Source organism: Neobacillus bataviensis (assembly GCF_019969725.1).
In genome coordinates this window covers 1-26,436 of the sequence record NZ_JAHXYW010000002.1, presented here as the reverse complement: position 1 = coordinate 26,436, position 26,436 = coordinate 1, and the positions used below count along the sequence as shown (strand labels likewise).

The following is a 26,436-nucleotide window of genomic DNA, read 5'->3' as shown; positions in this document are numbered from 1 at the left end:
TAAACCTTTAACTTCAACTCATACAAAATGGAGGGTTTGGAATGCAAACACTGTTACAGAATAATATCGTTGAAATTGAGAATGGGAATATATTGTCACCACAAGGCTTTACAGCAACAGGGGTCCATGCCGGCCTCCGCTATGCAAAAAAGGACTTAGGAGTCATTATTAGTGAAATCCCGGCTTCATCTGCAGCAGTATATACGACAAACCAATTCCAAGCAGCTCCTTTAATAGTAACTCGAGAAAGCATTGAGAATGAAGGGCTCTTACAGGCTGTTGTCGTAAACAGTGCCTGCGCCAATGCTTGTACTGGAGTAAGAGGTTACAAGGATGCATTAAAAATGCGCTCATTAACATCTGAAAAATTCAACATAAAAGAATCGTATGTGGCAGTTGCCTCGACAGGTGTCATTGGTCAGTTTTTGGATATGGATAAAATCGAAAACGGCATTCAATTATTATCACCAGGCACTGAAAGCAGTGATGCAATAGACTTTCAAACTGCTATTCTCACAACCGATATCGTGAGGAAAAGCTGCGGCTACTCAAGCACCATTGATGACAAAACCATTACAATTGGCGGAGCGGCCAAAGGTTCGGGCATGATTCATCCGAATATGGCCACCATGCTTGGTTTCTTAACGACCGATGCCGCTATCTCGCCTGATCATTTATCGGCAGCCTTAAAACAGGTAACCAACCATACATTTAACCAAATTACCGTGGACGGAGATACCTCTACCAACGATATGGTTCTCGTAATGGCGAATGGGCTGGCAGAGAATGATCCGTTAACTCCTAAGCATCCTCAATGGGAAACATTTGTTGAGCTTTTAACAAAGGCTTGTGAAAATTTAGCCAAGCAAATTGCCACGGATGGTGAGGGAGCTACAAAGTTAGTGGAAGTTGAGGTTTTAGGGGCAAGGGATCCTGAGGAAGCAAGATTTGTCGCCAAACAAATTGTTGGGTCAAATTTAGTCAAAACAGCCATATTTGGAGCAGATGCCAATTGGGGACGCATCATTGGCGCGATTGGGCAGACAAAAGCGGCGATTAACCCTTATACAGTCGATATTGCCATCGGCCCGATCCAGATGCTGGAAAATAGTGTACCATGTGTGTTTTCAGAGGATGAAGCGCAAAATTATTTGAACCAGCCATTTATTAAGATTTTGGTTGATCTGCATGTGGGGAAAGGAACCGGCAAAGCCTGGGGCTGTGACCTCTCCTACGACTATGTCAAAATCAATGCCAGTTATCGTACGTAAGGATCGGTGAATTTGGGATGAGATATATTGTTATCAAATGCGGCGGCAGTGTTTTGGACGAATTGAGCTCCTCCTTTTTCACAAGTATTTCCGAATTGCAGAATCTCGGGTTTAAACTGGTCTTCGTTCATGGCGGGGGTCCAGATATTAATGAAATGCTCGAATTATTCAAGATAGAACCGCACTTTGTAAATGGGCTGCGTAAAACGGATCAACAGACATTAAAAATTGCTGAAATTGCACTAATAGGCCATACGAACAGAAAGCTGGTGGAAATGCTCCAGCAGCACAACTTCAATGCAATCGGCATCCATGGAAGCGATGGATATTGTTTACAAGCTGATTATATAAACATGGAAGAGCTTGGGTATGTTGGTGAAATCATTAAAGTGAATACACAAATCTTTCATCTTGCCATGAATGGAAACTACATTCCAGTCGTTACCCCAATCGGCATTACGAAAGACGGGCAAAAACTTAATATTAATGCAGACTATGCGGCAGCAGAGGTGGCAAAGACCCTGCATGCAGAACAATGCCTATTTGTTACCAATGTGGATGGCGTATTCATTGATGGCTCGGTCGCCAGCAGCCTTTCCCAACATGAAGTCAATGCCTATATTGAAAAAGGTGAAATTAGCGGCGGGATGATTCCGAAAGTTCAATCAGCGCTTAATGCTGTAGAAAAAGGCGTTGAAAGCGTCATGATCGTTTCAGGAAAAATAGCATTTTTTGAAAATGGCAAGTGGCACGGTACGAGAATTTTTCAAAAGGAGCCGATTACAAAATGAGTCACTTATTCCCTACCTATTCACGCTGGGAGATTGAACCTGAAATTGCCGGCGGCAGTATGATGATAGATAAAAATGGAAAAATTTATCTTGATTTCACTTCAGGGATTGGGGTCTGTAATCTTGGACACCGCCCAAAAAATGTTGAAGATGCCGTACTTAAGCAGCTCAATCAATATTGGCACGTTTCGAATTTATTCCAAAGCAGCACCCAAGAGACAGCAGCAAAAATGCTTGCAGAAGCTTCCGGGCTGGATCGTGTTTTCTTTGCCAATAGCGGAGCCGAAGCCAACGAAGCAGCGATTAAGCTGGCACGTAAAGCTACAGGAAAAACGAAAATCATCACCTTTAAAAATTCCTTTCACGGCCGCACCTTCGCGGCAATGTCAGCAACCGGCCAAGATAAAATAAAGCACGGGTTTGGGCCCATGCTCGAAACATTTGTATATGTTCAATACAATGATATCGAAGCCATAAAAAAAGAAATAGGAAATGATGCTGCCGCAGTTATGATTGAGGTCATTCAGGGTGAAGGCGGCATCTATGTGGGGAATAAGGATTTTTTACTGGTTGTCCAAGAGCTTTGTAAACAGTACGGTGCACTTTTTATCATTGATGAAATCCAGACCGGGATTGGCCGGACAGGGAAACCATTTGCCTTCCAGCATTTTGACCTGGACCCCGACCTAATCACATCAGCTAAAGGGTTGGGAAGCGGATTTCCGATTGGAGCCGTCATTGGGAAAGAAAAACTAGAGAAATATTTTGGTCCAGGAAGCCATGGCTCGACCTTCGGAGGAAATCCAGTCTCAATTGCCGCTGCAATTGCTACGATGGAAACTATATTTAAAAAGGAATTTTTAGATGAGGTAGTTGATAAAAGTGAGTTTTTCTTTAAGCAGCTCCATAATCTAAAACACTTAAGCATGATTAGGGAGATAAGAGGACTTGGGTTGATGGCCGGAATAGAATGCATGTTACCTGTAACGCCGCTATTAACTAAGCTTCGAAATATAGGGCTTATCGCATTGCCAGCCGGCGAGAAGGTCATTCGGTTATTACCACCGCTGACTGTATCAAAAGCACAATTGGAAAATGGAGTTAACATAATTAAAGAAATTCTTGAAATAGAAACATTCACCCATAATGAAGATGAAAGATTAGTAAAATATTAATAAGCCCCAAAATTCATATGACCCGAAATATCATTTCGTGGTCCCTTTTTTGCATTAATGCACGGGGGTTTTCTTATCGCCCCCCTGCCCATCTTCTAAGGGCTGTGTCAAACAATAAAAAGATTTAAAATTTGAAATATCAATTATTATGTGTTAAATTAATCTAATAAAAACTTTAATTTAAGGAATATTCGTAATATTAAACAAACCATCTCTCCTTGCAATTTAACTCTCCTCATTTCACCTGGTCACTTTAGCTGAAACGCCATCTCTCTTTGTATAATCGATGCATTTGTTTTTTCAACCAATAAGTTAAATCTCTTTCAATATAGCCAATACGATACTGTAAAGGAAATTTTCTGGAAAGGAAATGGACATATGGGACTTTTTCTGTTTACTTCAGAGAATTCTTTTCAAAAAGCTCTTAAGCAGCTATCGCTAACTTCTACCCTAAATAAGAGTTTATTTCAGCAAGTCGTTCTTAGTGAAGCTGCTGCCCTTCTCACTGAACCGAATGGAATAGCCAAGATGTATAAATATGCGCATCTCTTTGATGAAGCTGGGCTGTTTGCCGGAAAGCCATGGGAGAATGTTCGCAAGCTCAATCCCGTTCTTGTTAGAGGCACCCTCCATGCCGGTGGGAATGCTTCAGCCGCCGAGGCATTAAGCGAACTTAGAATTCTCGCCATTGCCAGAGGTGATTATGTGCATCCAGAAATGTCGGCGCATGAAGCAACTGAATTTTTAACGAAGGTTATGGCTTTAAACTTGGATCTGCTGTTAATGAAGGAGACCGAAGAAAATCGAGTCATGCAGCTTCACAAGGATAAACAAGCGTCCGAAATTTTAAGATTTATCTCAGACCACTGTTTTTCGCCGCATGTTTTTCAAAGCCTATATCAGGAAATCGATAATCTTGCCGTCCAAAGACCTATTGTAACAAACAAAATCCTGAAATTGATTGCCAGCGCAAAAAGATTAGCCAGCTCCATTGATCAAGCAGATTCAAGCCTATTACATTACGAAAATGCCGTATATTCTCCCGCGGATATAGCGGCAGCATCAACTATTAAAAATTATGAAAATAAACTGAGAGCCAGTAATGATTTATTACTAATCCGGGAAGCCAGCCAGTTGCGGGCTTCCATGAAACAATCTGGGCTTGTTTCCCCGTTCCACTCATTATTTTTAACCTATATAAATAATGAAAAAACCGATTTGCTTCAGAGTATACTGTGTGTGGACGACACATCCAAGGAAAACCTGCGATTAAATCTGCCTATTATTTCTTCTCTCATCCACTCTGCGATTACAATCAAAACAAGAAGAAGCATTTATGGTTTATTACGCCTTCTTCAGAGAGATATATTTACGAGAGAATTCATCAGTGAAATCGAAAGGCTTTTACAAGTGCCTCTTCATGATAAGATTAAAAACACGCTTACAGCCATTCATAAAATAACAGATATAGATAGACTTCGTTCCCTCCTAGTTTCGGAAGTGATAAGCATTTTAGGGCAGCCGCTGGGGATTGGCCAAGGGTTTAACCCGACATGTCAATCGACTAGAGCCCTCAGCTATTGGTCACAAAAAGAGCCTGTCATGCTGCTCACAATGTTTAATGAATTTCTGGAAAACGGAAAAATTACCATAAATTTTGAGGGAAGAATTATTTCTTCTGATACACTCCCGCATATTTACCTGAGTGATCAGGACAATATTGATACTATATCGTTACTCTTAATTCCACATCTTGATTCGATCTATTTTGAAATGTTAAAGGCTGCCAAAGGACGCGAGAGTGATCCTCATAAATGGATCAATCCCTCTTTTCATTTAAAAGGTATATGGACAGAGTTTTCAGATGCATTCAGTGACCTTGAGTTTAAAACCAAATTCCGCCAACACTATCACCCGTCAAACAATCCAAACGTCAATGAAGGCCTCCCTCAGCCAGCCGGCATAACTATTTACAACCATTCTGGTCAAGCGCTTGGAGCCCATGCAATACTTATTCAAAGAGTGGAGTCAGACTCAGAAGGCTGTATTCGTGTTTATTTTTACAACCCAAATAATGACAGTCTTCAAGTGTGGGGAAACTCCATTAGAACAAGCGTTACCGGTAATGGTGAATATGAAGGTGAGTCGTCCCTTCCATTTGAAGACTTCCTCCACTGCTTATATGCTTTTCATTTTCCAAAGCAGGATTGATGGATTTTAATAATAATCAAGCATCTTCTGATAGAGAAGATGCCTATTTCTGTTTCAGAAGTGCCGCTTAGACTCTAAGCTGTTTTGTGTTGAAAATACCCTGTAAGTCAAAATATATCTGAAATGATAAGAACGGTCTACCCGACTAGGGTACACCGTATGCTTACAGATATTAATTCTCTTATTTTCCATATTTCTCAAGAAAAGTTTCCAAATCATTCAGATCATAAAAGAGTTTTTCCATCATATCCCTCGGCCAATTCCACCAGGAGATTTGCTGCAATTTATCTGCGATCTCTCTGGAGAATCGTTCCTTTATCGGTATTGCTGGAACCCCGCTAACAATAGTATAAGGCTCGACATCTTTTGTAACCACTGCTCCTGCAGCAATGACGGCGCCTGTTCCGACCTTGACACCTTTCATGATAATGGCCCCATGACCAATCCAAACATCATGACCGATCTTTACACGATCTAACCGGCGGCGGTTAAAAATCTCCTCATCATCTGTCTTTGCAAATCCATAAGAAATGCGGCGATAGGTCATGTGGTGCTGGGTTACACGTTCAATTGGATGATGGACGGGATTGATACAGACACGAGAAGCTATCGAGCAAAACTTTCCAATTTCCGCGTAGTTGATGGTTACATCATCCATTGTATAGGTATAATCACCTATTTTAGATTCAATGATAAGATTACTCGGGCCAATGGATGTCCAATCTCCCGCATAGCTATTTGTGATATGACTTGTTAAGTGGACCGAAGGCTCCGGTGACATTTTCTTCTCCTTAAAAGGCTGGTGAATAAAATTCATTTCAATCCGTCCCCTCTTATTAGCTTTCTATTAATCAATAATTTGAAAAAGAATCTTTGCAATATCACTATTTTCCATTCTTCCGCTAAACAAATGTCGATTGAGACCATAGGCATAAATGGGGACATCCTCACCCGTATGCCCTTTCGATGTCCAGCCCGTGCTGGAATAGTTATTGATGATGTCTATAAGTACCTGCTTTGTATCTTCCACTTCCAATTCCAACGTTGTCTGAATGGTTTTCAAGTCCTCTTCATGTATTGTAAAGTGCATATGGTGCTTTAAAGTCTCCACATCTTTTGTTTCATGCAATCGTGCAGCAATCACAAAGGGTGTTGATGTAATCGATTTAATGACACTTGGATTCCATTTATAATTTTCATTTCCATCAATGCTCATCCCTCCGGTTGAGTGATCAGCTGTCGCAATGACAATCGTATCATCACGATTTAAGGCAAACTTAACCGCCTCTTTAAAAGCCGCCTCAAAGTCTTTCACCTCACTCATTGCCCCCACGATATCATTGTCATGGCCCGCCCAATCAATTTGACTTCCTTCTACTAAAAGAAAGAAACCATTGGGATTTTGCTTCAAGCGTTCAAGGGCGGCTTTTGTCATTTGAGCAAGGGATGGGACAGTCAGACCTCGGTCAATCTGTTTTGGCAGTTCAATAGGAGCGAATAAGCCCAGCAGCTGCTCATTTTTGTTCATAACAAGATCTTGTAAAGTTGTGACATAACCAAAACCATTTCTAACAAACTCTTCTATTAAATTTCGGTCTTTTCGATTGAAATAAGAAGTGCCTCCTCCTAGCATCACGTCGATTTTCTGTTTGCCTTCTATTCGTTCATCCGTCATCGGCAATTTGATCATATTGATCTCTCGATTCGATGTGCGAGGCAAAGGCTGCCAATGTTGCATGATTAATCTGGCTCGTTCCCACGAGACCAGTAGATTTGCCACGAAATTTAGCATATTCTAAGATCGTTGGTACGGTTTGTTTATCAATGTTTAAACCGAGAGCTCCATTATAGGTTTTATATCCTGTCGATAAAGCAGTACCAGCTGCTGCCGAATCCGTGATATTACTTTCAGTATCTAATGAGTAAGTGGATTGAGAGCCAACAAAGAATTGGTCAAATATAGTGGGGTTCATTAATCCTTGTTGAGAATCATGATTAAAATAACACAGTCCGGTGGTATAAGAAAAACCAATCCATTTGCCGATGAGGAAGATTACATTTTTTACTTTTTGGGTACCGATATATTTCACAAAAGGACTAAATGGATTTAAACGATAATCATGCTGCTGAGCGGTGGAATTTAACATCATAAACAACACCTTTCATGTATGAATTAAACTTTCCTTTACTACGGATGACACTCCTTTTATAACATAGAAAAATGGAAAACAAATACGTAATACAATACTTTTACAAAAAATCAAAAAATTCTTAACATTTTAGTTGTTTTTGCTAATAAACCAAATCTTTACAATAAATTAACAGTATCTCAAGAAGAATAACTACATTTATCAAATACAATAAGGGGGAAATTTTCATTTGGAGTAAAGGGGGAAGTATGGATATGAGAATTGCCATTTTCACTGATACCTTCCATCCAGACATCAATGGGGTTGCGCGGACGCTGAAACATTTTACCAACTACTTAGATGAGCAAAACATTCCTTACAAAGTCTTTGCACCGGATTCTCGTTCAAACGAATATATTTCTGCTCATATTCGCCGCTTTAAAAGCTTCTCTTTTTTCTTATATCCGGAGTGCCGTCTCGCATTTCCCAACCTCTTTCGCACCAAATCTGAATTAGAAAATTTTTCTCCAGATATCATCCATGTTGCTACCCCCTTTAACATTGGACTTTGCGGTGTATATCTTGCAAAAAAATTAAATATACCGCTCGTTGGTTCCTATCACACCGACTTTGATTATTACTTACAGTTCTATGACCTTCAATTTCTATCAAAAATCGTTTGGAAATACATGAAATGGTTCCATAAACCGTTTCAAAAATTATTTGTCCCCTCTAGTGAAACGTTAACGCAGCTCAAACGTCAGGGATTTGCAAATTTAGAAATCTGGCCAGGCGGAGTCGATTGCCAGCTTTTTCACCCTTATTACGAAAAACAGACTATTCGAGAGGAATTGGGAATCACAAAAAAGTACCTTCTTACCTATGTAGGCCGATTAGCACCAGAAAAGGATGTGAAAACACTTCTAGCTGTTGCTAAAGCTCTGCCAACAGAGATGCTTGAACAAATTCAATGGTACGTTGTCGGAGATGGTCCACTAAGGGAAGAACTTCAACAAGATGCACCTTCTAACATGACATTTACAGGATATTTAACAGGAGAACGATTAGCGGAAATCTACTCAGCATCAGACGTATTTGTATTTCCTTCTCCTACTGAAACCTTTGGAAATGTCGTGATTGAAGCACTGGCAAGTGGTACGCCCGTTATTACAGCCAATTCCGGTGGTGTAAAAAATATTATTAAGTCAGGGGTAACAGGCTATTTGTGTGAAACAGGCAATGAAGCGGAGTTTGTTAACGCCATTTTGAAGCTATTAGAAAATGATAATCTGCGAAGTCAATTTGGGATAGAGGGCAGAAATTATGCACTGACACAAAGCTGGGAAAAGATTTTTGCTCAATTACTTTGGCGTTATAAGAGCGTTGTCGAAGAACCTAAGATACCAAAATACGCTTAAACATGAATTTGAGAAGGTGTAAACAATCAACAAACTTAAGGAGTGATCGAGTGGATACGTTTTCTCATATTGTGATGGGCTTAGGTATTGGGGCTCTGGCTCAAATAGATCCTGTAGTTGCCGAAAATCATCTCTTAACACAGGCAGTCGTTTTAGGTACTGTTATTGGTTCCAATGCACCGGATTTTGACATTCTTTATCGATTGAAGGGAAAGGGAAGCTATTTCAGAAATCACAGAGGCCTGTCACATTCACTTCCTGCGCTTCCTCTTTGGGGCATCATTGTTTCAGGCCTGCTATATCCCTTCTTTGCTGGCACAGGATTTCTCCATTTATTTTTATGGACATTTTTAGCGGTGATTCTACATGTACTTTTTGATTTATTCAATGTGCATGGAACGCAAGTTTTGATGCCTTTTTCCCGAAAATGGATTGCCTTTGATGCGATTCCTTTAATGGACCCCTCTATTCTATTGCTCCATTTTCTCGGATTTTGTTTACTCTTAATTTATCAAGCAGGAATAACCTTTTTGATCATATATGTATTTATTTTTCTATATCTGGCGCTAAGAGCTTTTTCAACAGCAGCAGCAAAAAAACACTTACAAGAACACTTTATTAGGGCAGTCCGTATCAAGTTAATTCCCTGTTTAGCCCCATTTAAATGGAATATTATCATCGAAACAAATACGGATTTCTTATTTGGTGTATATTCAGATAATAACCTTGCCATTGAACATACTCTTTCCAAAAAAATCGATTTTCCAGTATTGGTTTCAGATAGTACAAACAACCAGTCTGTTTCGGACTTTCTCTCCGGCACAACATTCGCTTATCCATTTGTTGTTGTTAGAAAAAACGGATATTTAATCTATTGGAAGGATCTCCGTTTTCGAACAAAGAAATTTTTTCCTAACCTTGCTATCATTTTTATTTCCTCTGACTTCAAAATTAAGAATAGCTTTATAGGAAAGATAAACACGATAAAGCAATACAAAAAAGTGCTAAGAAGCTTAACGAATTCCTCTTCATCTATAAAGTAAAATTGAAATGGACATCTTTAGATTCTGAAGATGTCCATTTTTAATTATTACTAAATGGTGATGAATGTTATTTTACAAGCTTAGGGAGAAATATTATATCACCTCATTGAATATATATCACATATGCTAAAAAACAATTTCACTGGAAAGGGGCAAATAAGTTATGGAATATTGCATTTCTTGTGGAATGGAATTGTCAATCATGGAGAGGAATCGAGCTGAATGCTGGGAGTGCAGGGATACGACCACCGAAGCTTATGAGGAGGATGAGTAAATTTCCATGCGCCAACCTAATAAATTAGGTATTTAAAAAGCTGCTCCTGAGACGTTGTCTGGGACAGCTTTTTTGATGATAATGAAAAATAAATTCATTTTCTTTTCCCCCTTGAGAACATTATAAAGAGGATGAAAAACTGTTCAAAATTTGCGAAAATAAAGTTTCTTTAGGGTGTCACGGACACGCTTTAAATTTCATTGGTGTATAATAAAATTTGTAAACAAGAGAATGGATAAGAGGTGTGTTCATGAAACAAGAAATTGCATTTTTTCAAAGAGAAGAATTAAAGGTAAAGCCTGATCCCGCATCACTTGGTTTCGGGAAGTATTACAGCGATTACATGTTTGTTATGGATTTTCATGCCGAACTCGGCTGGCACGATCCGCGAATCATACCTTACGCTCCATTAACACTTGATCCGGCAGCAATGGTTTTTCACTATGGACAAGCCATCTTTGAAGGAATGAAGGCTTATAAAACAGCAGATGGAACCATCCAGCTCTTCCGTCCGGAAAAAAACATGAGCCGTTTGAATGAATCCTGTGATCGGTTATGCATTCCCCAAATTGATGAAGATTTTCTATTAAAGGCGATTAAACAATTAATTTTCACAGAAAAAGATTGGATTCCTGAAGGTGAAGGGCAATCACTTTACATTCGTCCGTTTATTATCGCAACCGAGGCCTATCTCGGCGTCCGCCCTGCCCGCCAGTATCAATTGCTTGTCATTCTCTCGCCGTCCGGAGCCTATTATGGCGACCAATTAAGCCCTGTGAAAATCTATGTAGAAGAGCAGTACGTCCGAGCCGTCATAGGTGGGGTCGGCCATGTAAAGACCGCAGGAAATTATGCCGCCAGCCTGAAAGCACAGGAAAAGGCCGATGCAAATGGGTTTGCCCAAATTCTTTGGCTGGATGCGAAAGAGAATAAATATGTTGAAGAAGTTGGCAGTATGAATATTTTCTTCAAAATTAATGGTGAAGTTGTTACACCAAAATTAAATGGAAGCATTTTACCTGGTGTAACTCGTGATTCGGTTATTCAACTTTTAAAATATTGGAAGGTTCCTATGCGTGAAGCGAAAATTTCAATTGAAGAGGTTTATGCCGCCCATGAGCGCGGTGAATTGGAAGAAGTCTTTGGTGCAGGAACGGCAGCAGTTATTTCACCCGTAGGCGAATTAAATTGGAATGGTCATACCATCGTCATCAATGATTATCAAATCGGCCAGTTATCCCAGGACATCTATGATGAAATTACCGGAATACAGCTTGGTAAAAAAGAAGATCCATTTCACTGGACGGTCAAAGTCAGCACTGTCGAAGTTTGATTAATATCGGTTTGAAAAATAAAAAGATGCCTGATCCAGCTGTTCATTAATTGCAGCTAGAGATGAGGCATCTTTTTAGTACTATAGCGGAAGGGTTAAAGTAAAAGTGCTTCCAACGCCCTCTTCACTTTCAACAACAATAGTCCCTTTATGCATATCCATGATTTTTTTGACGATGGAGAGCCCTAATCCACTGCCGCCTTTTGATCGTTCCCTCGCCTTATCAGCTTTATAGAAGCGTTCAAATATATGAACTTGGTCATTTTTTGAAATGCCAATCCCCGTATCAGATATTTTTATTTCCGCTTTGTCATCTATCTGGCTTAGACGAATACTAATTTTTCCGGAATGAAGGGTGAATTTAATGCTATTGTGGAGCAAATTGGTCCATACCTGGCTCATTAAGTCCTCATCTGCGAAGATGGTGACCTTTTCAAGCATGACATCCATTTCTAGTTCTTTTTCCACCCAATTGGGTTCACAGGCCAAGATAATGGTTCTTATTTGTTGATCAAGCCGATAGGTTTTACGCTCAAATGGATGATGCAGGGACTCCAGTGAAGTAAGCTTTAGGAGATTATCGCTCAATTTTGATAATCTTCTGCACTCTGTTTCAATCACATTGAGGTAATGGCTGCGTTCCTCAAGGGTTAATTCCTTATATTGAAGCGCACGGGCAAAACCCCCGATGGATGTGAGCGGTGATTGAATTTCATGAGAGACATTTGAAATAAACTCCTGCCGCATGTCTTCCATTTCCTTTAATTGCTTCGCCATATGGTTGATATGATCAATGAGAGTTGTAAAGGGATCTTCTCTTTTCAGCGTTTCTAACTGGACATTAAAGTCACCCCTAGCAATACTCCTAAGCGCATCAATGACTTCTTGAAAAAGATTGCGCTGCTTGGATCGGATGATTTTTGAAAAGCCAATCCCAATTCCAGCAAAAATAAAAAAGCCAAGTATGGTCGTAATTAAATGCTGTATATAATTCGATGGATGAAAACTGAACAGGTGAAAAAGATAGCCTGCAAGAAAGTAAGAAGCTGAAAAACTAATGATAATCATCATTAAAAACATGAAAAAGCCAAATACATGGCGAAAAAACTTTTTACCCTTCATGGCTTTACCTCAAGTCGATACCCTAATCCCCGTATTGTCTTAATCCTGAAGGGGAACTCTTCCTCTGAAAATCTCTCTCGCAGTCTCTTAATATGAACATCAACCGTGCGATCGTCCCCTTCATAATCGTAGCCCCAAATGTCTTCAATGAGTTCTTCTCTAGAAAAAGTCTTTCCGGGATAACCCGCTAACTTGAACAATAGCTCGAATTCTTTCAACGGAATGGTATAGGCCTGCTCTTTAAAAGCAATTTCATATCTTTTTCGATTCAACCTAAATTCCCCAATCTCAATGGTTTGGGAAGAAATAATATTATACCTTTTTAGCAAAGCTTTGACCCTCGCCACTAACTCAATCGGGTCAAAAGGTTTCACAAGATAATCGTCTGCGCCAAGTTCAAATCCCTTAACTTTTTGTGCGGTTTCCCCTTTGGCAGTTAACATTAAGATCGGAATATCGCTGAACTCCCTAAGCTCGCGGCATAGCTCCCAGCCGTTCATATTCGGCATCATGATATCGATGATGACAAGGTCCATCTTCACTTTTTCCATTATCGATAATGCCTTACATCCATCTGATGCTTCATAAAGCTCGAACCCCTCCTTTTTTAAAAAAAGGAGGACGAGTTCGCGAATATGGGTATCATCATCGACTATTAATAATTTCGCCATTGCTTCCCATTCCTTTTAAACAATTTCTTTCAAACGTAATTGCTGCTCTGCAAATTCGCGATACAGGGAGTGAGTTTGTAATAAATGTTCATGTGTACCGCTTCCTGTCATTTTTCCCTTTTCTAAAAAGATAATTTGGTCTGAATCAATCACAGTGGATAAACGATGCGCAATAATGAGGGTGGTTCGACCCTTCATTAAATTTTGTAATGCCTGCTGGACAACCAATTCCGATTTACTATCAAGACTGGAGGTTGCTTCGTCTAACATTAAAATTTTGGGATCCCTTAAAAAGGCACGTGCAATCGCAATTCGCTGTCTTTGACCACCGGATAATTTCATTCCTCTTTCCCCAACCTCTGTATCATAGCCATTCGGGAGCTCGGAAATAAATTGATCCGCATAGGCCATTTTGGCCACACGATGCAAGTCCGCTTCCTCAACCGTTTTTTCGATGCCGTAACAGATATTATCACGAATGGTGCCCGATATAATAGGACTTTCCTGTGATACATAGCCAACTTGACTCCGCCAGGATTGCAGCGAAAAATCATTAATCGATTCTTCACCTAGACGAATGTTCCCGCTCTGCGGTTGGTAAAAACGCTCCAGCAATGAAAAAAGTGTTGTTTTTCCACTGCCGCTAGGACCCACTATCGCTGTCACCTTTCCTGCTTCGACGGAAAAACTTACATCCTTAAGCACCTCTTCACCATTTTTATAAGAAAAATTCAAATGATCGACTGTAATGGTTTTATGCACGTTCTGAACAGGATGATCAGCATGGTCCTGCTCCTCAAGCGAATCCATGATGGCGATTATCCGTTCAGTTGCCCCAGTTGATTTATTAAATTGAGTAATAAAACCGGCAATTTGCCCCATTGGCATGACGATCTGGAAAAGATACATAATGAATGCGACTAAGTCGCCAGCTGTTAAAGCTCCTGAAGAAACTCTCATTCCCCCATAGCCTAGAATTAGAACAAGTAATACCATGATCACAAGGCCAATTAGCGGAGTGATTAACGCTTGAATTTTTGCCTCTTTTAAACCATATTGAAACAATTGGGTAATTCCCGTTTTTCCATTCTTATACTCTAAAGGTTCCGCATTCGATGCTTTGACGAGACGTATTTCAGATAATACTTGCTGGAGGACTGAAGTAAATCGTGCCGTTTCGTCCTGCATCCCTTTTGATACCTGATGCATTTTTTTCCCTAATACCACTAAAATCAATGCCGAAAGTGGAATCGCTATAAACATTAACAATGTCATCTTCCAATCCAAAATCAGCAAAACCACGAGTGAACCAATGATGGAAATAATGCCGGTTAAAAAACCAGAAAGATGCTCCGTTATCAATCCTTTGACCACTGCTGTATCATTTGTCATTCGGCTAACGGTATCTCCTGATTGATGTTCATCATAAAAAGGGATTGGCAGGACAAGGAGCTTCTTCCATAATCGATCTCGAATTCCCGCCACAACAGATTGACCGATATGGCTTAATAGATAAATGGATATTCCACTCGCAATAGCTTGAACGGAAAGAGCACATACAAGGAGTAGGATTCTCCCTGTGCTTAATGCACTAATCGAAAAATCATTAATCAGATTTTTTGTAAAAAGCGGAACCAACAGCCCCACCAAAGTTGTACTTACACTTAATAGTAATGCGATGCAAATTAAAAGTTTAGGCGGCTTTGTTTGCTGCACCAGGCTAATAAATTGGCGCCATCCCTTTTGTTTCTTTCCTATCGTCATATATATTTACATCCTTTCAATTCTTTATATAAAGGATTATACAAAACATATATGAATTGAATATGAACCTGCAGAATCAGTTTAATGAGTAAAGGCATCTTCTTTTTCAGAAGATGCCTCAATATTTTTTGTTGCGACGGGTGCTGGGCACCTAGGCAACTTCGTTTTCGATTCTTCTATTTTTCCTTTTTTTGTTAACTCCTAGTACTTTTAACGATAGATAAATTCCTGAGCCGGTTAAAAAAATCATAGCAATTGCGGTCAGATCGATTAACCATTTAATATTGGTTGTTCCAATTCTTCCTTCGTGCAGACCTCTAATAATACTCATGAAGGAACCTTGGGAATTTTCTCCACGTGGACCGCCTTGGCCTGGAAACTGGCTGTTTGTGTTAGCTCCTGTTTGGTCTTGGGTCTGGGTATTAGTCTGGTTATTGGTTTGGTTTTGTCCGTTCGTCTGACCTTGTGGTTGTCCAGCTGCTTGGCTTGAATCTGAGCTTGTTCCTGGTAATTGGCCTGGGTTCATTTGCCCTGGCTGGAAATTCCCCATTCTTTCTGTCTGTGATTGTCCGATAAGCCACGGCTCATTCATTAACAAACCAGTAATAGATTCCATGAAAATAAAGATAGAACAAATTAACCCAATCCATAAATGTGCTTTTCGCGTTTTTTTCATCATCATTCTCCTCGGTTTAATTAATTTGGCTCTGTTAAACTTGGTTGTTGATTTGCGCTCCAGGCGCTTCGCTTTCCGCGGGCGTGCCGGGAAGCCTCCTCGGCGCTTTGGCGCCTGCGGGGTCTTCCCTGCCCCGTACTCCCGCAGGAGTCTTCGCACCTTCCGCTCCAATCAACAGTGTTAAAAATCAACTATGGCTTTTAACATAGCTATTAATTTATTGGTGCCATTATTAATTACCGCTTTTTCCAGTTCCGCTTGGTGCACCCGTTCCGCCGCCATTTGGAGGCATTCCTCCTCCGGCCATTCCTCCCATGCCGCCCATACCTTGCATCATCCCGCCTTGGTTATTGGAGGAACTGCTGGCAGAAACCTGCGGTAAGAGAATATTATCCCCTTCGCTTACTCCGTCGGTTATTTCCACATATTCATCTGTAGCAATCCCTGTTTTCACGGCTTTTTGAACGTTCGTGCCAGCAGCACTATCTGTGTTTGTGGCAGCTGAAGCAATAAGGACATATTTTTCATTATTATTTGTATGAACGGCATCCACAGGTACATAAAGTGCATTTTCTTTGCTATTCGTTAGAATGCTTGCTTCCGTACTCATGCCAACCTTTAGATTGTCAGGCTTATCAATATGAATGGTTACATCAAAAGTAGATGACCCGTTTGCTGAGGTGCCTTCCTCGGCTACCGCAGTCACTTTCCCTGTATAAGTTTTATCTGGGTAGGCACTCACCGATAAGCTTACTGTTTGATCCTTTTTAATCTTCGGTATGTCCAGTTCATCCACTTGGACAACTGTTTGTAAGTCCTTGTAGTTAGTCAAATGCGCCACTGCCTGTCCGTTTGAGACGCGCTCTCCTGAAGCTACTGAAACCGTTGTTACCACACCATCGACTGGTGCCGTGATAGGATCACTGTCATCGGTAAAGGTAATCAGTTCATCTCCCTCTTTCACTTCCTCACCGGCTGAAACCAGCACTTCCTCTATTTCGTTATTATCAATTGTTGATTTTATATCCTCGCTTGTAACTGGCTCCACAGTACCTGAGCCGCTGATTTTCACTTCTAACTTCCCTTTTTGTACGACGGCGGTTCTTGTTTGTGTTGTTACTTCATTGCTGCTTGATTTTTGATTGAAACCACTGGTACCCTACAAATCCAATTACCAAAACACTTACTATAATCCAAATCCACTTTTTCACTTATCCTGCTCCTTTCACCCACGATCGAGTTACGGCCATTCTCCATGGAAGCTTTTTGTTGATAGACCAATTATCGTGTGCCAACCTTAACTTATACTTAACAAAAAGGCGCTGTTGAACTTGGGTGTTGATTTGCACTCCAGGCGCTTTGCTTTCCGCGGGCGTGCCGGGGGGCCTCCTCGGCGCTATATATGGTAATTAGGGAGGATTCCTATTGCCCAAGGAGAGGAAATTTTCGGTTATACGGTAATTAGGAAGGGCTCCTAATTCCCAAGGCGGAGAAGTTTTCGGCCATACGGTAATTAGAGAGGGTTCCTATTGCCCAAGGGGAGGAAATTTTCGGTTATACGGTAATTAGGAAGGGCTCCTAATGCACAAGGGGAAGAAGTTTTCGGTCATACGGTAATTAGGGAGGGTTCCTATTGCTCCTGTCGGGTCTCCCCTGCCTCGTACTCCCTCAGGACATTGAATTGCATCTCGAATCCGCCCACGCACGAAGGAAATTCGATAGCATTTTCGAGGAGTCTTCGCGCCTTCCGCTCCAATCAACAGTGTTAGAAAGTCAACAATGGCCATTAACACGTCCAACAAAAAAAGCGAACAGTGATAGGCACTGTTCGCTCATATTATCTTTGCTAACCGGTTGGCAGCTTCATTTTATCCCAGATGGTTGAGAAATAATTTCTGACCAATCCTAATTTGTTTCGGGACGTGTTAGTTATGATTGGTTCGGCAACGGTCTTTTCCAACAATTCTTTTTCCTGTTTCGTATCCATGGAACCTTCGTCCATAAGGTCCGGGCTGTAGATTGTATTTCCAGCCATGATGCTGCGAATCGAGCAGGCTAACTCCTCACTTGGACCATCCTTCAATAAGTACCCCTTTACATCCGCCTTTAAAGCCCGCTCAAAATAGCCAGCCCTTGCAAAGGTTGTTAAAATGATGACTTTACATTCTACTGACTTTACCGCTTCCGCTGCTTCAAGCCCGCTCATTTTAGGCATTTCTATATCCATGATACAAACATCCGGCTGTAATTGATGCACAAGAGCAACGGCCTCTTCTCCATTACCGGCCTGCCCGACCACTTGCATATCATCTTCCATATTCAGCAGGGAACCTATTGCTCCTAACAGCAGTTCCTGATCCTCGGCAATGACAATTCGAATCATCTACGTTCTCTCCTATTCGGGCAGTGCAATTAAGCAGAAACTCCCCATAAATGCAGGGGAGTCAGCCATATGGTGTAGTTAAAGTTCAGGTTTAGCTTGAATAGAAATTCTATTTTTCGCTACTGTACGAACATCTTTAAAGCTTACAAAGTTCTTTTTTTCCTCATCCCATAAACGGAATCGGAGTGACTTTAAACTGGTTGCAAGAGAAATCGTTGGTACATTTTGTAATGGCAGCGTGTTGTTGTGCGCCTCTTCCAGTTTATAGTTTGGCACTCTTGGGCTTAAATGGTGAACATGGTGAAATCCAATATTACCTGTAAGCCATTGTAAAACTTTTGGAAGCTTATAGAATGAACTTCCTTCCACAGCCGCTTTTACATACTCCCATTCCTTATCTTCTTCAAAATAAGAATCTTCAAAAGTATGCTGTACGTAGAACAGCCAAATGCCTGCAGCACCTGAAATCATGAAAATGGAACCTTCCACTAAAAGAAATGCTTGCCAGCCGATTGCCCAGATCAGCAATCCCATTACAGCTGCAATCAGTATATTCGTTAAATAGGTGTTCATGCGTTCATTCTTTTTAGCACCTTTACGGTTAAACCTATTTTTAAGAAGGAAAACATAAATCGGTCCTAATACAAACATGACAAAAGGATTTCGATAAAAACGATAGGCTAAACGAAGTTTAAGTGGCGCTGCTAAATATTCATCCACTGTAAGGGTCCAAATATCACCTGTACCACGCTTATCCAAATTACCGCTTGTTGCATGATGAACGGAATGCTCATGGCCCCATTTACCAAACGGGAATAACGTTAATACCCCCATCGCAGTCCCCAATATTCTATTGGCACGGCGGCTTTTAAAAAAGGAATAATGGGTGCAATCATGGAAAATAATGAAAATTCTTGTCAAAAATCCTGCTGCTATTACACATGGTACTAATGCTAACCAATAAGAAACAGACAGGCTGATGTAGGCAAGGTACCATAAGATTATAAACGGTGCGACCGTGTTAATAATCTGCCAAACACTTTCTCTTGTTGTTGATTTTTCAAAGGGAGCAACTTGCTTTTTTAAATTTTTAGTGTCTTGTAAGGTCATTGGATTGAAATTCCCTTCTTTATGTGTCGTTATATTAAAGTATATCGGAAGGAAAATGGACTTGTTAGTAGCAGGTGTCATGTACAGGACATGATAAATGTCATATTCAGTAGAAAAATTGGAGATAAATTTTCATTTTGTGTTTAGCAATCATAACGATTAAAAACACTAAGTATGGCTCAGTATGTTTTTAATAAAATGGAATAAACTCGAAATAAGACCAATTCAATGAAGAGAGTGATAAAAAATGACGGAAATTACCTTTAAAGCCTTTGCGATCACGAATGAAATTGATTTGAACAAAATCGCCATTCATTGCGGCATTCCGAAAAAATTCACCTGGGAAGAGCCCCTAATCTTAAAAGGCGAAATTTTAAATTCCATTCTTAAAAAAAATGTAGACGAATCGCAAATGGTGCTCGTTTTTTCTTTTGGCAGCATTGTCTTCATTAATCACACTGACGTACGTGAGATGAAAGATTTATTTACCTATATCTATTCCTTCGAGCCAGATTTTGAAATTGTACATGCCGATAGATATACAGACGATTACAGCCTTCATATCCAAGAGACCGAAAACATCGAGTTAACCGATGAATATGTGGTGGTACCTGAGTATGAAGAATTTTACCCAGAATTGATATCCACTGTGCTCGCAAAGTCGGTGGCACTCGAGAAAACAGAAGAACAACTCGGAAAAATCCATGATAAGCTTGAGACGATGATAGACAGATTGGAAAAAGGCAGGCTGAGAATCGGGAACAAGGAGCTGGCAAGAACGACCGCGAAAATCGTCCGTCATGAGTATAATACCCTTGCCTATATCATGATTCTTGATAAGCCCGATATTACCTGGTCCAGCAGCAGTGCCAGCGAATTTTATGACAAAATGGGTGATTTCTTTGAATTGAACGACCGCTATAAAATCTTAAAAAGCAAAACTGAAATTCTGTATAGCATCATGGATGGCTTTTCTACCATCTCCCATTCCATCCGCGGTCTTTTTGTTGAATGGATCGTCGTTATTCTTATTGTTATTGAGATTCTCCTTACCCTATTTGAAATTGCGGGATGGCTTCCAAAATGAAAATTTATTTAATTCACAAAAAATTCAAGTAATGCAACACTTACTATTTCTAATTAACGATATAATACGAGTGTCACCTCATTAGTTCCCCACCTAAGCCTCGCTATATTTTTTAAAAAAAATTTAGAAAGTAGGTTGATTGGTTTTATGAAAAAAAGCGCCACAACCAAAGATTTTTTCAGTGGCAATAATCTGCAGGTAACAGCCTTTACGCATGAATTTGCCAATCCAAAGGAACGACAGGAATTTTTAATGAATTTAGCCATAAGTTCTGAATTTGACATGAGGCACCGAGGTCTTCTGCTATATTACGGAAAGGATTTCATTGCCTACAAACGTGAAAAACCCTCCGACCAAATCCGCAACGAATTTCTCCGTGTCATTTCGAAATTTATGGCCAATTGCTTAGAGGATAACTGCCCGCCCTCATGGCAGCAATGTCAATCCGCGTTTTGGGAAGAATTGATCTTCACCTTTTTTCCATATTCCATGAAAATTACCCCAAACGAAAAAGAAGCAGAAACCTTCCTATTCCAATTAAAGAAATTTGTCAGGTGGCTTGACCGGCGGACTGGTACCTCTTGGTATTCCGTAGTCGAAAAGTTTGCCCAAGAGGCCAGCTCTGAACTTACAATCTGCGAGAGGCTGCTAAATGCCCTCTTTTTAAACGACTTCCCTCGAATTCATCATCGTGATTGGAACCGCGATCAAGATATTGAGAAGGTGCATCAGAAATTCAACCAATGTTCTGATAAACTTGATAGTCTATTTGAAGTGACCAGCAGAATCGAGGATACCGTTGTCTTGACTGAATTCGATACAAATCGGACTTATTACATAAAAGGGCTGCCAAGCAAATTAATTGAAACAGGTATTATTATGAATGGTATGATAGGCAAAAGACGCGGGGAATTGGTTTGGAGTTGGTTCCGAACAGAGGGAATCTATCCACAAAGAGGAAAAAAGTACCTTACTTTGAATACGAATCCTGAGTCCAATTGATTATTATTGGAAGTTTTTTGTTAAAACCTATAGAACATTATAAGATTAGTATTTAAACTAGGAATATAGTATTCTTGACTACTTTGGAGTGACAGAAGATGGGCGAAACAGAACCGTACTATATAACTCAATCTAAGAGATTCTGTAAAGAACTCGGAATGGACCCCAACGATATAGCAGGTCCGCAAAGATTTTTGACAAAAGAAGAGCTTTTTATAAAAACGAAAGTCTATAGTGAGATTTTGGAAGTTGTAAGTTATTTTTCTACTAAGCTTTTAGATTCATTAAAAGGTACTCCTATTTTAATCAGTGTTTCTGATTCAAATGGATACTTGTTACATATGGCTGGCGATGAAACCATCAAATCTACTGTCGATGAATTTGGTATTAAGATAGGATGCCTTTTCACTCAGGAAGATACGGGGACAAATGTCATTAGCTTAGTCTTACAACAAAGGCACCCTATTTCCTTAATAGGCAAAGACCATTATCATAAGTTTCTACATGAAATAGCTTGTTATGGTGCACCGATTCATTACACCGATGAAGATCATTTATTGGGCAGTGTAAGCATCATGGTGCCGATTGTTTTTCAAAATCCTTTATTACTGACGATGTTATCCCAGGTAGTTGATTCTATCGAAAGAGAATTGCTGCTTAGAAAACAAAATAGAAAGCTTAATATCTTAAACCAAATTATGATAAGCAGGACTAGAAATGGCATCATCGTAACTGATAAAAAAGGAACTACAATAGAGTTTAATGATTTTGCCCAGAAAATTTTTAACCAAAGCAGCAGTACGGTAATTGGAAAAAGCATCTATGATTCCGTTTTGATTGGAGAATATTTTCGACGGGTCATTGAGTATGGAGCAAAATATGAAAACGAAGTGCTTACATTTACAAACGAAAATGGTGATGACATCGTTTGTTTATTTGACGCGCAGCCAATTTATGAGGAAGAAAGATTAATTGGAGGATTTGGTCAATTTCGGGACATCACGGACAGGTATTTATTTGAAGAAAAGATGAAAGAAGCTGAAAAGCAAGCACTTGCTGGTCGAATTGCCGCTGGTATCGCCCATGAAATTCGGAATCCGCTGACCACCGTCAGGGGCTACCTGCAATTTCTTGAAAAAGGAGTTGACGCAAGTACCTCCCAGCTATTTTCTAATTTGTTAATCCCTGAAATTGATCGCGCCAATAAAATTATTACTGATTTCTTGAGTATCACTAAGCCTTCGATTAAAGAGTTTGAACTCATTCAAGTTCAACATTTCCTAATCGATTACCTTTTGAAATTTCTTAAAAGTGAATCGTTATTATACAGTGTTGGATTGGATATTGAGATTCCTCCTGATGCTAAAAATCTTACCATCTTATGTAATCGTGAGGAGTTATTGCAGGTTTTTATTAATTTATTTCAAAACTCCGTACAGGCCAAAAGGGAAACTCCTTTAAAAATAAAAATCTCCACCAGAGTAATTCATGAACATATCCAATTTATTTTTAGGGATAACGGGAAAGGAATTCCCCTTTCCATCTTAGCTCATATTTTTGAACCGTTCTTTTCCACTAAAGATTGTGGAACCGGTTTGGGCTTACCAGTGTCTCAAAAGATTGTGGAAAACCATAAAGGAACGATGCAGGCCAGCAGTGACGGGATGGGCACAGAATTTATTATTGAGCTTCCAATCCATAAATTAGCCTGAATTTTTCTCAGGGGACCATCTATTCAATGATGGCCCCCTTTTATTTTTTATTGATCATTTTATTGATAATGCGAATTTGGCCTCTGTGACTTAATTCGTCCTCGAACACATGAAACCATTTGAAAAAATTGTTGGCTGGCCGGTCATACCAAAAAGGAGTTTGCTCATATAGCCATTCATCAGGAAGTGTTTTAAACTTTTCAATGGTTGTGTTTCTAACATCGGACAATTCCTGAAGATAATCTTCGATTGTTTTCCCTTTAAAATGTTCCTGCCCTAGGCTCCCTAAATCCAGCCCAGCTTGTAAGCGGCTAAACTCCTCCTCGGTTAGATCCCGATTTTCAAAGGTCACTATCTGGTAAGTTTTTTCTACAGCGGCCAGATGTCCCAGCAGCATCCCGATAGAATTAGCCTCTTCATCATAAAGAAAGTCCAGTTCCTCTATTGTTAAATCCTTTACGGCTTGAATCGTTGTTTCTCTCGTATAATTCATCATCGAAACTAATTTGCTAAATTCCAGGCCTAAGCCATCTTTTTGGTCAATTATATATAAGGTTGCTGTATCTACCTTCACGTATTTCACCTCAATTTTTCAGATAGGTACTATAATTCTGTTTAAAACTGGAATATCCTTCAAAAGGTATCTGACACTGCCATATTTCGTGGTAGAATTCTATTATATCCAGAAAAGCAGGTGATCTGAGTGACTAAATCCCAAAAAGTAACCTTATATTTTGTCCGTCATGGAGAAACGCAATTTAATGTGGAACGGCGATTGCAGGGATTTGCTGATTCCCCGCTTACTGAAAAAGGAATCGCCCAGGCCCAGGCAGTAGGAAAAGGTTTAGCGGATATTGAATTCAAGGCAGCCTATTGCAGTGAGAGCCAGCGGGTGATTGATACGGCCACTCATGCATTAAGAGACCGAAAAATACCGCTATCGACTGATGCACGCCTTAAAGAAATGAACTTTGGTGCCCTTGAATCCTTATTAAGATCCGAAATTACCGCTCGATACGGGAATATACTTGAGACTTTATTTAGTCTTACTGATTTTAATCTGGCGGCTCCTGAAGGGGAGTCCTATTCACAGCTCTATTCACGGACTTGTTTAGCGATTGATGAAATTCTTAAAAATCATGAGCGTGAAGGCGGAAATATACTTGTATTCTCACATGGCGTAACCATCGGTAATTATTTAATGCAATTAACCAAAAGCGCAAAATATCTTCACCATGATAATTGCAGCGTATCCGTAATCAGCTACCTGGACGGGGAATTTCAAGTGGAACGGGTTGCGGACACGTCTTTTAGAGAACTGGGATCAATTTGAAAATACCCACTAGGATGACTTAACAAGCTTGCTCTTATCAATTGTCGTGCAATTTTTCCTGGCCGGTGGGCTTTATGAACCGCTCTTTATCGACCGTCACCGCATTTTTTTCTGGTCAGCGAGCTTTATGAACCTCTCTTATCGACCGTTACCGCATTTTTTCTGGGTCGACGGGCTTTATGAACCGTTCTTATCGACCGTCACAGCGTTTTTTCGAACGGGGCAGGCTTTTAACTTCGGAAAGCAAAAAGAGCGATTGCTTTATTCGCAATCGCTCTTACTTAATAGGTTATTTTATGTAATTATAATGGGCCTAAATGGACTCGAACCATCGACCTCACGCTTATCAGGCGTGCGCTCTAACCAGCTGAGCTATAGGCCCTTAATTGGAGCGGGTGATGAGAATCGAACTCACAACATCAGCTTGGAAGGCTGAGGTTTTACCACTAAACTACACCCGCATTGATGGATTAAAAGAATGGCTGGGCTAGCTGGATTCGAACCAACGCATGTCGCAGTCAAAGTGCGATGCCTTACCGCTTGGCTATAGCCCAATATTATGAATGTAATGGGGCGACTGATGGGAATCGAACCCACGAATGTCGGAACCACAATCCGATGCGTTAACCACTTCGCCACAATCGCCAAAATCTATATATTAATAGCAGGAACTGCTAGAAAAAAAATATGGCGGTCCGGACGGGACTCGAACCCGCGACCTCCTGCGTGACAGGCAGGCATTCTAACCAACTGAACTACCGGACCATATTGCGGGGACAGGATTTGAACCTGCGACCTTCGGGTTATGAGCCCGACGAGCTACCGGACTGCTCCACCCCGCGACGATAAAAATATATTTTTTTGTTCATGCTCTTAGATGCATGACTGTATCAATCTCAGAAAGCTTATTCAAGCAGCAGCTCGATTGATACAACTCGCAGTTTATTCATAGAAGCAACGCTCGTTGCTCCACCCCGCGACGATAAAAATATTAAAATAATTATGGCGGAGGAAGAGGGATTCGAACCCCCGCGCGGTTTAACCCGCCTGTCGGTTTTCAAGACCGATCCCTTCAGCCGGACTTGGGTATTCCTCCGTTTAAAAATATGGTAGCGGCGGAGGGGATCGAACCCCCGACCTTACGGGTATGAACCGTACGCTCTAGCCAGCTGAGCTACACCGCCTAAAATATATATTTTACAAACTGCGACTGGTCGGGAAGACAGGATTCGAACCTGCGACCCCTTGGTCCCAAACCAAGTGCTCTACCAAGCTGAGCTACTTCCCGGAAAAATATATGGCGCGCCCGAAAGGAGTCGAACCCATAACCTTCTGATCCGTAGTCAGACGCTCTATCCAATTGAGCTACGGGCGCATAATGAAAACTATTTTCGCAATCTCGAAAAAATTCTGGTGGAGGATGACGGGATCGAACCGCCGACCCTCTGCTTGTAAGGCAGATGCTCTCCCAGCTGAGCTAATCCTCCAGAAATGGTGACCCCTACGGGATTCGAACCCGTGTTACCGCCGTGAAAGGGCGGTGTCTTAACCGCTTGACCAAGGGGCCACTTTAGAAATTCAGACAAAATAATAGCCCCAACAGGGGCTTAGCCTGGCAACATCCTACTCTCACAGGGGCGCGTGCCCCAACTACCATCGGCGCTGAGAAGCTTAACTTCCGTGTTCGGTATGGGAACGGGTGTGACCTTCTCGCCATAATTACCAGACTATTTATTAAGGGTTCATTCCCTCAAAACTAGATAATGCAGAAGAAGTATTGTAAAAACGAGTTCACCTTCATATGTTCATATGACTTGGTTAAGTCCTCGAACGATTAGTATCAGTCAGCTCCACACGTCACCGCGCTTCCACCTCTGACCTATCAACCTGATCATCTTTCAGGGTTCTTACTAGCTTGACGCTATGGGAAA

General features: G+C 40.6%; 22 protein-coding genes, 12 tRNA genes and 2 rRNA genes. 11 read left to right on the top strand and 25 right to left on the bottom strand.

Annotation, left to right across the window (positions count from 1 at the left end):
• The first annotated feature begins 41 nt into the window (after positions 1-41).
• The 4 genes from argJ (at position 42) to LC455_RS05025 (ending at position 5,448) form a co-directional block, all read left to right on the top strand.
• Positions 42-1,271, top strand: coding sequence for a bifunctional ornithine acetyltransferase/N-acetylglutamate synthase (argJ, locus tag LC455_RS05040; RefSeq protein WP_223588753.1), 1,230 nt, complete (start codon positions 42-44; stop codon positions 1,269-1,271).
• A gap of 17 nt (positions 1,272-1,288) precedes the next feature.
• Positions 1,289-2,062: an acetylglutamate kinase gene (gene argB, locus LC455_RS05035; protein ID WP_223588752.1), complete on the top strand. Its 774-nt coding sequence runs from the start codon at positions 1,289-1,291 to the stop codon at positions 2,060-2,062.
• A complete protein-coding gene (locus LC455_RS05030; protein ID WP_223588751.1) occupies positions 2,059-3,237 on the top strand; it encodes an acetylornithine transaminase in 1,179 nt (392 codons plus the stop codon). Before argB ends, LC455_RS05030 begins: the two co-directional genes overlap by 4 nt.
• A 378-nt stretch (positions 3,238-3,615) precedes the next feature.
• Positions 3,616-5,448: a hypothetical protein gene (locus tag LC455_RS05025; protein WP_223588749.1), complete on the top strand. Its 1,833-nt coding sequence runs from the start codon at positions 3,616-3,618 to the stop codon at positions 5,446-5,448.
• 181 nt (positions 5,449-5,629) lie between these two features.
• Here LC455_RS05025 and LC455_RS05020 read toward each other — a convergent pair whose 3' ends face one another.
• Genes LC455_RS05020 through LC455_RS31295 form a run of 3 tightly spaced genes read right to left on the bottom strand, consistent with a single transcriptional unit; the run spans position 5,630 to position 7,598 of the window.
• Complete coding sequence (locus tag LC455_RS05020; protein ID WP_223588748.1) at positions 5,630-6,265, bottom strand: DapH/DapD/GlmU-related protein; 636 nt, start codon at positions 6,263-6,265, stop codon at positions 5,630-5,632.
• 30 nt (positions 6,266-6,295) lie between these two features.
• Positions 6,296-7,138 (bottom strand): alkaline phosphatase, encoded by an 843-nt coding sequence (locus LC455_RS31300; RefSeq protein ID WP_263297689.1) that lies wholly within the window; start codon positions 7,136-7,138, stop codon positions 6,296-6,298.
• The gene (locus LC455_RS31295) at positions 7,113-7,598 is read right to left on the bottom strand and encodes an alkaline phosphatase (protein WP_263297688.1); all 486 of its coding nucleotides are present in this window, start codon (positions 7,596-7,598) and stop codon (positions 7,113-7,115) included. The genes LC455_RS31300 and LC455_RS31295 overlap by 26 nt, the downstream gene beginning before the upstream one ends.
• A 254-nt stretch (positions 7,599-7,852) precedes the next feature.
• On the opposite strand from LC455_RS31295, the gene LC455_RS05010 reads away from it, so the two are divergent.
• The 3 genes from LC455_RS05010 (at position 7,853) to LC455_RS05000 (ending at position 11,645) form a co-directional block, all read left to right on the top strand.
• Entirely contained in the window at positions 7,853-8,995 is a 1,143-nt protein-coding gene (locus tag LC455_RS05010) for a glycosyltransferase family 4 protein (RefSeq protein ID WP_223589813.1), read from the top strand.
• 50 nt (positions 8,996-9,045) lie between these two features.
• Positions 9,046-10,038 carry a metal-dependent hydrolase gene (locus LC455_RS05005; RefSeq protein WP_223588746.1) on the top strand — a complete coding sequence of 331 codons (993 nt, stop codon included), beginning with the start codon at positions 9,046-9,048 and terminating at the stop codon, positions 10,036-10,038.
• Positions 10,039-10,562: 524 nt separating this feature from the next.
• Positions 10,563-11,645, top strand: coding sequence for a branched-chain amino acid aminotransferase (locus tag LC455_RS05000; protein ID WP_223588745.1), 1,083 nt, complete (start codon positions 10,563-10,565; stop codon positions 11,643-11,645).
• Positions 11,646-11,726: 81 nt separating this feature from the next.
• Here the strand turns inward: LC455_RS05000 and LC455_RS04995 are convergent, their stop codons facing one another.
• From LC455_RS04995 to LC455_RS04965, 7 genes are all read right to left on the bottom strand, one after another.
• Complete coding sequence (locus tag LC455_RS04995) at positions 11,727-12,767, bottom strand: sensor histidine kinase (RefSeq protein ID WP_223588743.1); 1,041 nt, start codon at positions 12,765-12,767, stop codon at positions 11,727-11,729.
• A complete protein-coding gene (locus LC455_RS04990) occupies positions 12,764-13,438 on the bottom strand; it encodes a response regulator transcription factor (RefSeq protein WP_223588742.1) in 675 nt (224 codons plus the stop codon). The genes LC455_RS04995 and LC455_RS04990 overlap by 4 nt, the downstream gene beginning before the upstream one ends.
• Before the next feature lie 15 nt (positions 13,439-13,453).
• Positions 13,454-15,202, bottom strand: a complete 1,749-nt coding sequence (locus LC455_RS04985; protein ID WP_223588741.1) for an ABC transporter ATP-binding protein — start codon at positions 15,200-15,202, stop codon at positions 13,454-13,456.
• Between the two features lie 151 nt (positions 15,203-15,353).
• Positions 15,354-16,037 (bottom strand): PepSY-associated TM helix domain-containing protein, encoded by a 684-nt coding sequence (locus LC455_RS04980; protein WP_223588739.1) that lies wholly within the window; start codon positions 16,035-16,037, stop codon positions 15,354-15,356.
• Positions 16,038-16,110: 73 nt separating this feature from the next.
• The gene (locus LC455_RS04975; RefSeq protein ID WP_223588738.1) at positions 16,111-16,950 is read right to left on the bottom strand and encodes an efflux RND transporter periplasmic adaptor subunit; all 840 of its coding nucleotides are present in this window, start codon (positions 16,948-16,950) and stop codon (positions 16,111-16,113) included.
• Between the two features lie 774 nt (positions 16,951-17,724).
• Complete coding sequence (locus LC455_RS04970) at positions 17,725-18,261, bottom strand: response regulator (protein WP_223588736.1); 537 nt, start codon at positions 18,259-18,261, stop codon at positions 17,725-17,727.
• Positions 18,262-18,339: 78 nt separating this feature from the next.
• Complete coding sequence (locus LC455_RS04965; protein ID WP_223588735.1) at positions 18,340-19,371, bottom strand: fatty acid desaturase; 1,032 nt, start codon at positions 19,369-19,371, stop codon at positions 18,340-18,342.
• A 247-nt stretch (positions 19,372-19,618) separates the two neighbouring features.
• On the opposite strand from LC455_RS04965, the gene LC455_RS04960 reads away from it, so the two are divergent.
• The 3 genes from LC455_RS04960 (at position 19,619) to LC455_RS04950 (ending at position 23,172) form a co-directional block, all read left to right on the top strand.
• Positions 19,619-20,458, top strand: coding sequence for an RMD1 family protein (locus LC455_RS04960; protein WP_223588734.1), 840 nt, complete (start codon positions 19,619-19,621; stop codon positions 20,456-20,458).
• 147 nt (positions 20,459-20,605) lie between these two features.
• Positions 20,606-21,460, top strand: a complete 855-nt coding sequence (locus LC455_RS04955) for a hypothetical protein (protein WP_223588732.1) — start codon at positions 20,606-20,608, stop codon at positions 21,458-21,460.
• Positions 21,461-21,558: 98 nt separating this feature from the next.
• Positions 21,559-23,172, top strand: coding sequence for an ATP-binding protein (locus LC455_RS04950; RefSeq protein ID WP_223588730.1), 1,614 nt, complete (start codon positions 21,559-21,561; stop codon positions 23,170-23,172).
• Positions 23,173-23,212: 40 nt separating this feature from the next.
• On the opposite strand, the gene LC455_RS04945 is transcribed toward LC455_RS04950, so the two are convergent.
• Complete coding sequence (locus tag LC455_RS04945; RefSeq protein WP_223589811.1) at positions 23,213-23,668, bottom strand: DinB family protein; 456 nt, start codon at positions 23,666-23,668, stop codon at positions 23,213-23,215.
• A gap of 207 nt (positions 23,669-23,875) precedes the next feature.
• Here LC455_RS04945 and LC455_RS04940 point away from each other — a divergent pair, with 207 nt between their 5' ends.
• Entirely contained in the window at positions 23,876-24,505 is a 630-nt protein-coding gene (locus tag LC455_RS04940; protein WP_223588729.1) for a histidine phosphatase family protein, read from the top strand.
• Between the two features lie 308 nt (positions 24,506-24,813).
• Here LC455_RS04940 and LC455_RS04935 read toward each other — a convergent pair.
• The 14 genes from LC455_RS04935 to LC455_RS04870 form a co-directional block, all read right to left on the bottom strand.
• Positions 24,814-24,887, bottom strand: a tRNA-Ile gene (locus LC455_RS04935).
• 5 nt (positions 24,888-24,892) lie between these two features.
• A tRNA-Gly gene (locus LC455_RS04930) sits at positions 24,893-24,966 on the bottom strand.
• Between the two features lie 18 nt (positions 24,967-24,984).
• Positions 24,985-25,059, bottom strand: a tRNA-Gln gene (locus LC455_RS04925).
• A 15-nt stretch (positions 25,060-25,074) separates the two neighbouring features.
• A tRNA-His gene (locus LC455_RS04920) sits at positions 25,075-25,150 on the bottom strand.
• A gap of 43 nt (positions 25,151-25,193) precedes the next feature.
• A tRNA-Asp gene (locus LC455_RS04915) sits at positions 25,194-25,270 on the bottom strand.
• A gap of 3 nt (positions 25,271-25,273) precedes the next feature.
• Positions 25,274-25,347 (bottom strand) — tRNA-Met (locus tag LC455_RS04910).
• A gap of 161 nt (positions 25,348-25,508) precedes the next feature.
• Positions 25,509-25,601, bottom strand: a tRNA-Ser gene (locus LC455_RS04905).
• A gap of 11 nt (positions 25,602-25,612) precedes the next feature.
• Positions 25,613-25,689, bottom strand: a tRNA-Met gene (locus LC455_RS04900).
• Between the two features lie 27 nt (positions 25,690-25,716).
• A tRNA-Pro gene (locus LC455_RS04895) sits at positions 25,717-25,793 on the bottom strand.
• Between the two features lie 10 nt (positions 25,794-25,803).
• Positions 25,804-25,880: transfer RNA gene (locus tag LC455_RS04890), tRNA-Arg, on the bottom strand.
• A gap of 36 nt (positions 25,881-25,916) precedes the next feature.
• Positions 25,917-25,992: transfer RNA gene (locus LC455_RS04885), tRNA-Val, on the bottom strand.
• 5 nt (positions 25,993-25,997) lie between these two features.
• Positions 25,998-26,072 (bottom strand) — tRNA-Glu (locus LC455_RS04880).
• A 43-nt stretch (positions 26,073-26,115) separates the two neighbouring features.
• Positions 26,116-26,232 (bottom strand): 5S ribosomal RNA (rrf, locus tag LC455_RS04875).
• An 87-nt stretch (positions 26,233-26,319) separates the two neighbouring features.
• Positions 26,320-26,436: ribosomal RNA gene (locus tag LC455_RS04870) — 23S ribosomal RNA — on the bottom strand; the annotation flags it as partial.

Excerpts from the sequence above, each read along its gene's own strand:
- LC455_RS04970 (WP_223588736.1), bottom strand. The coding sequence starts at position 18,261 with ATGATTCGAATTGTCATTGCCGAGGATCAGGAACTGCTGTTAGGAGCA.
- LC455_RS04945 (WP_223589811.1), bottom strand. The coding sequence starts at position 23,668 with ATGATGAATTATACGAGAGAAACAACGATTCAAGCCGTAAAGGATTTA.
- LC455_RS31295 (WP_263297688.1), bottom strand. The coding sequence starts at position 7,598 with ATGATGTTAAATTCCACCGCTCAGCAGCATGATTATCGTTTAAATCCA.
- argB (WP_223588752.1), top strand. The coding sequence starts at position 1,289 with ATGAGATATATTGTTATCAAATGCGGCGGCAGTGTTTTGGACGAATTG.
- LC455_RS05025 (WP_223588749.1), top strand. The coding sequence starts at position 3,616 with ATGGGACTTTTTCTGTTTACTTCAGAGAATTCTTTTCAAAAAGCTCTT.
- LC455_RS04990 (WP_223588742.1), bottom strand. The coding sequence starts at position 13,438 with ATGGCGAAATTATTAATAGTCGATGATGATACCCATATTCGCGAACTC.
- argJ (WP_223588753.1), top strand. The coding sequence starts at position 42 with ATGCAAACACTGTTACAGAATAATATCGTTGAAATTGAGAATGGGAAT.
- LC455_RS05010 (WP_223589813.1), top strand. The coding sequence starts at position 7,853 with ATGAGAATTGCCATTTTCACTGATACCTTCCATCCAGACATCAATGGG.
- LC455_RS04965 (WP_223588735.1), bottom strand. The coding sequence starts at position 19,371 with ATGACCTTACAAGACACTAAAAATTTAAAAAAGCAAGTTGCTCCCTTT.
- LC455_RS05030 (WP_223588751.1), top strand. The coding sequence starts at position 2,059 with ATGAGTCACTTATTCCCTACCTATTCACGCTGGGAGATTGAACCTGAA.
- LC455_RS04995 (WP_223588743.1), bottom strand. The coding sequence starts at position 12,767 with ATGAAGGGTAAAAAGTTTTTTCGCCATGTATTTGGCTTTTTCATGTTT.
- LC455_RS31300 (WP_263297689.1), bottom strand. The coding sequence starts at position 7,138 with ATGATCAAATTGCCGATGACGGATGAACGAATAGAAGGCAAACAGAAA.
- LC455_RS04955 (WP_223588732.1), top strand. The coding sequence starts at position 20,606 with ATGAAAAAAAGCGCCACAACCAAAGATTTTTTCAGTGGCAATAATCTG.
- LC455_RS04960 (WP_223588734.1), top strand. The coding sequence starts at position 19,619 with ATGACGGAAATTACCTTTAAAGCCTTTGCGATCACGAATGAAATTGAT.
- LC455_RS04950 (WP_223588730.1), top strand. The coding sequence starts at position 21,559 with ATGGGCGAAACAGAACCGTACTATATAACTCAATCTAAGAGATTCTGT.
- LC455_RS05000 (WP_223588745.1), top strand. The coding sequence starts at position 10,563 with ATGAAACAAGAAATTGCATTTTTTCAAAGAGAAGAATTAAAGGTAAAG.
- LC455_RS04985 (WP_223588741.1), bottom strand. The coding sequence starts at position 15,202 with ATGACGATAGGAAAGAAACAAAAGGGATGGCGCCAATTTATTAGCCTG.
- LC455_RS05020 (WP_223588748.1), bottom strand. The coding sequence starts at position 6,265 with ATGAATTTTATTCACCAGCCTTTTAAGGAGAAGAAAATGTCACCGGAG.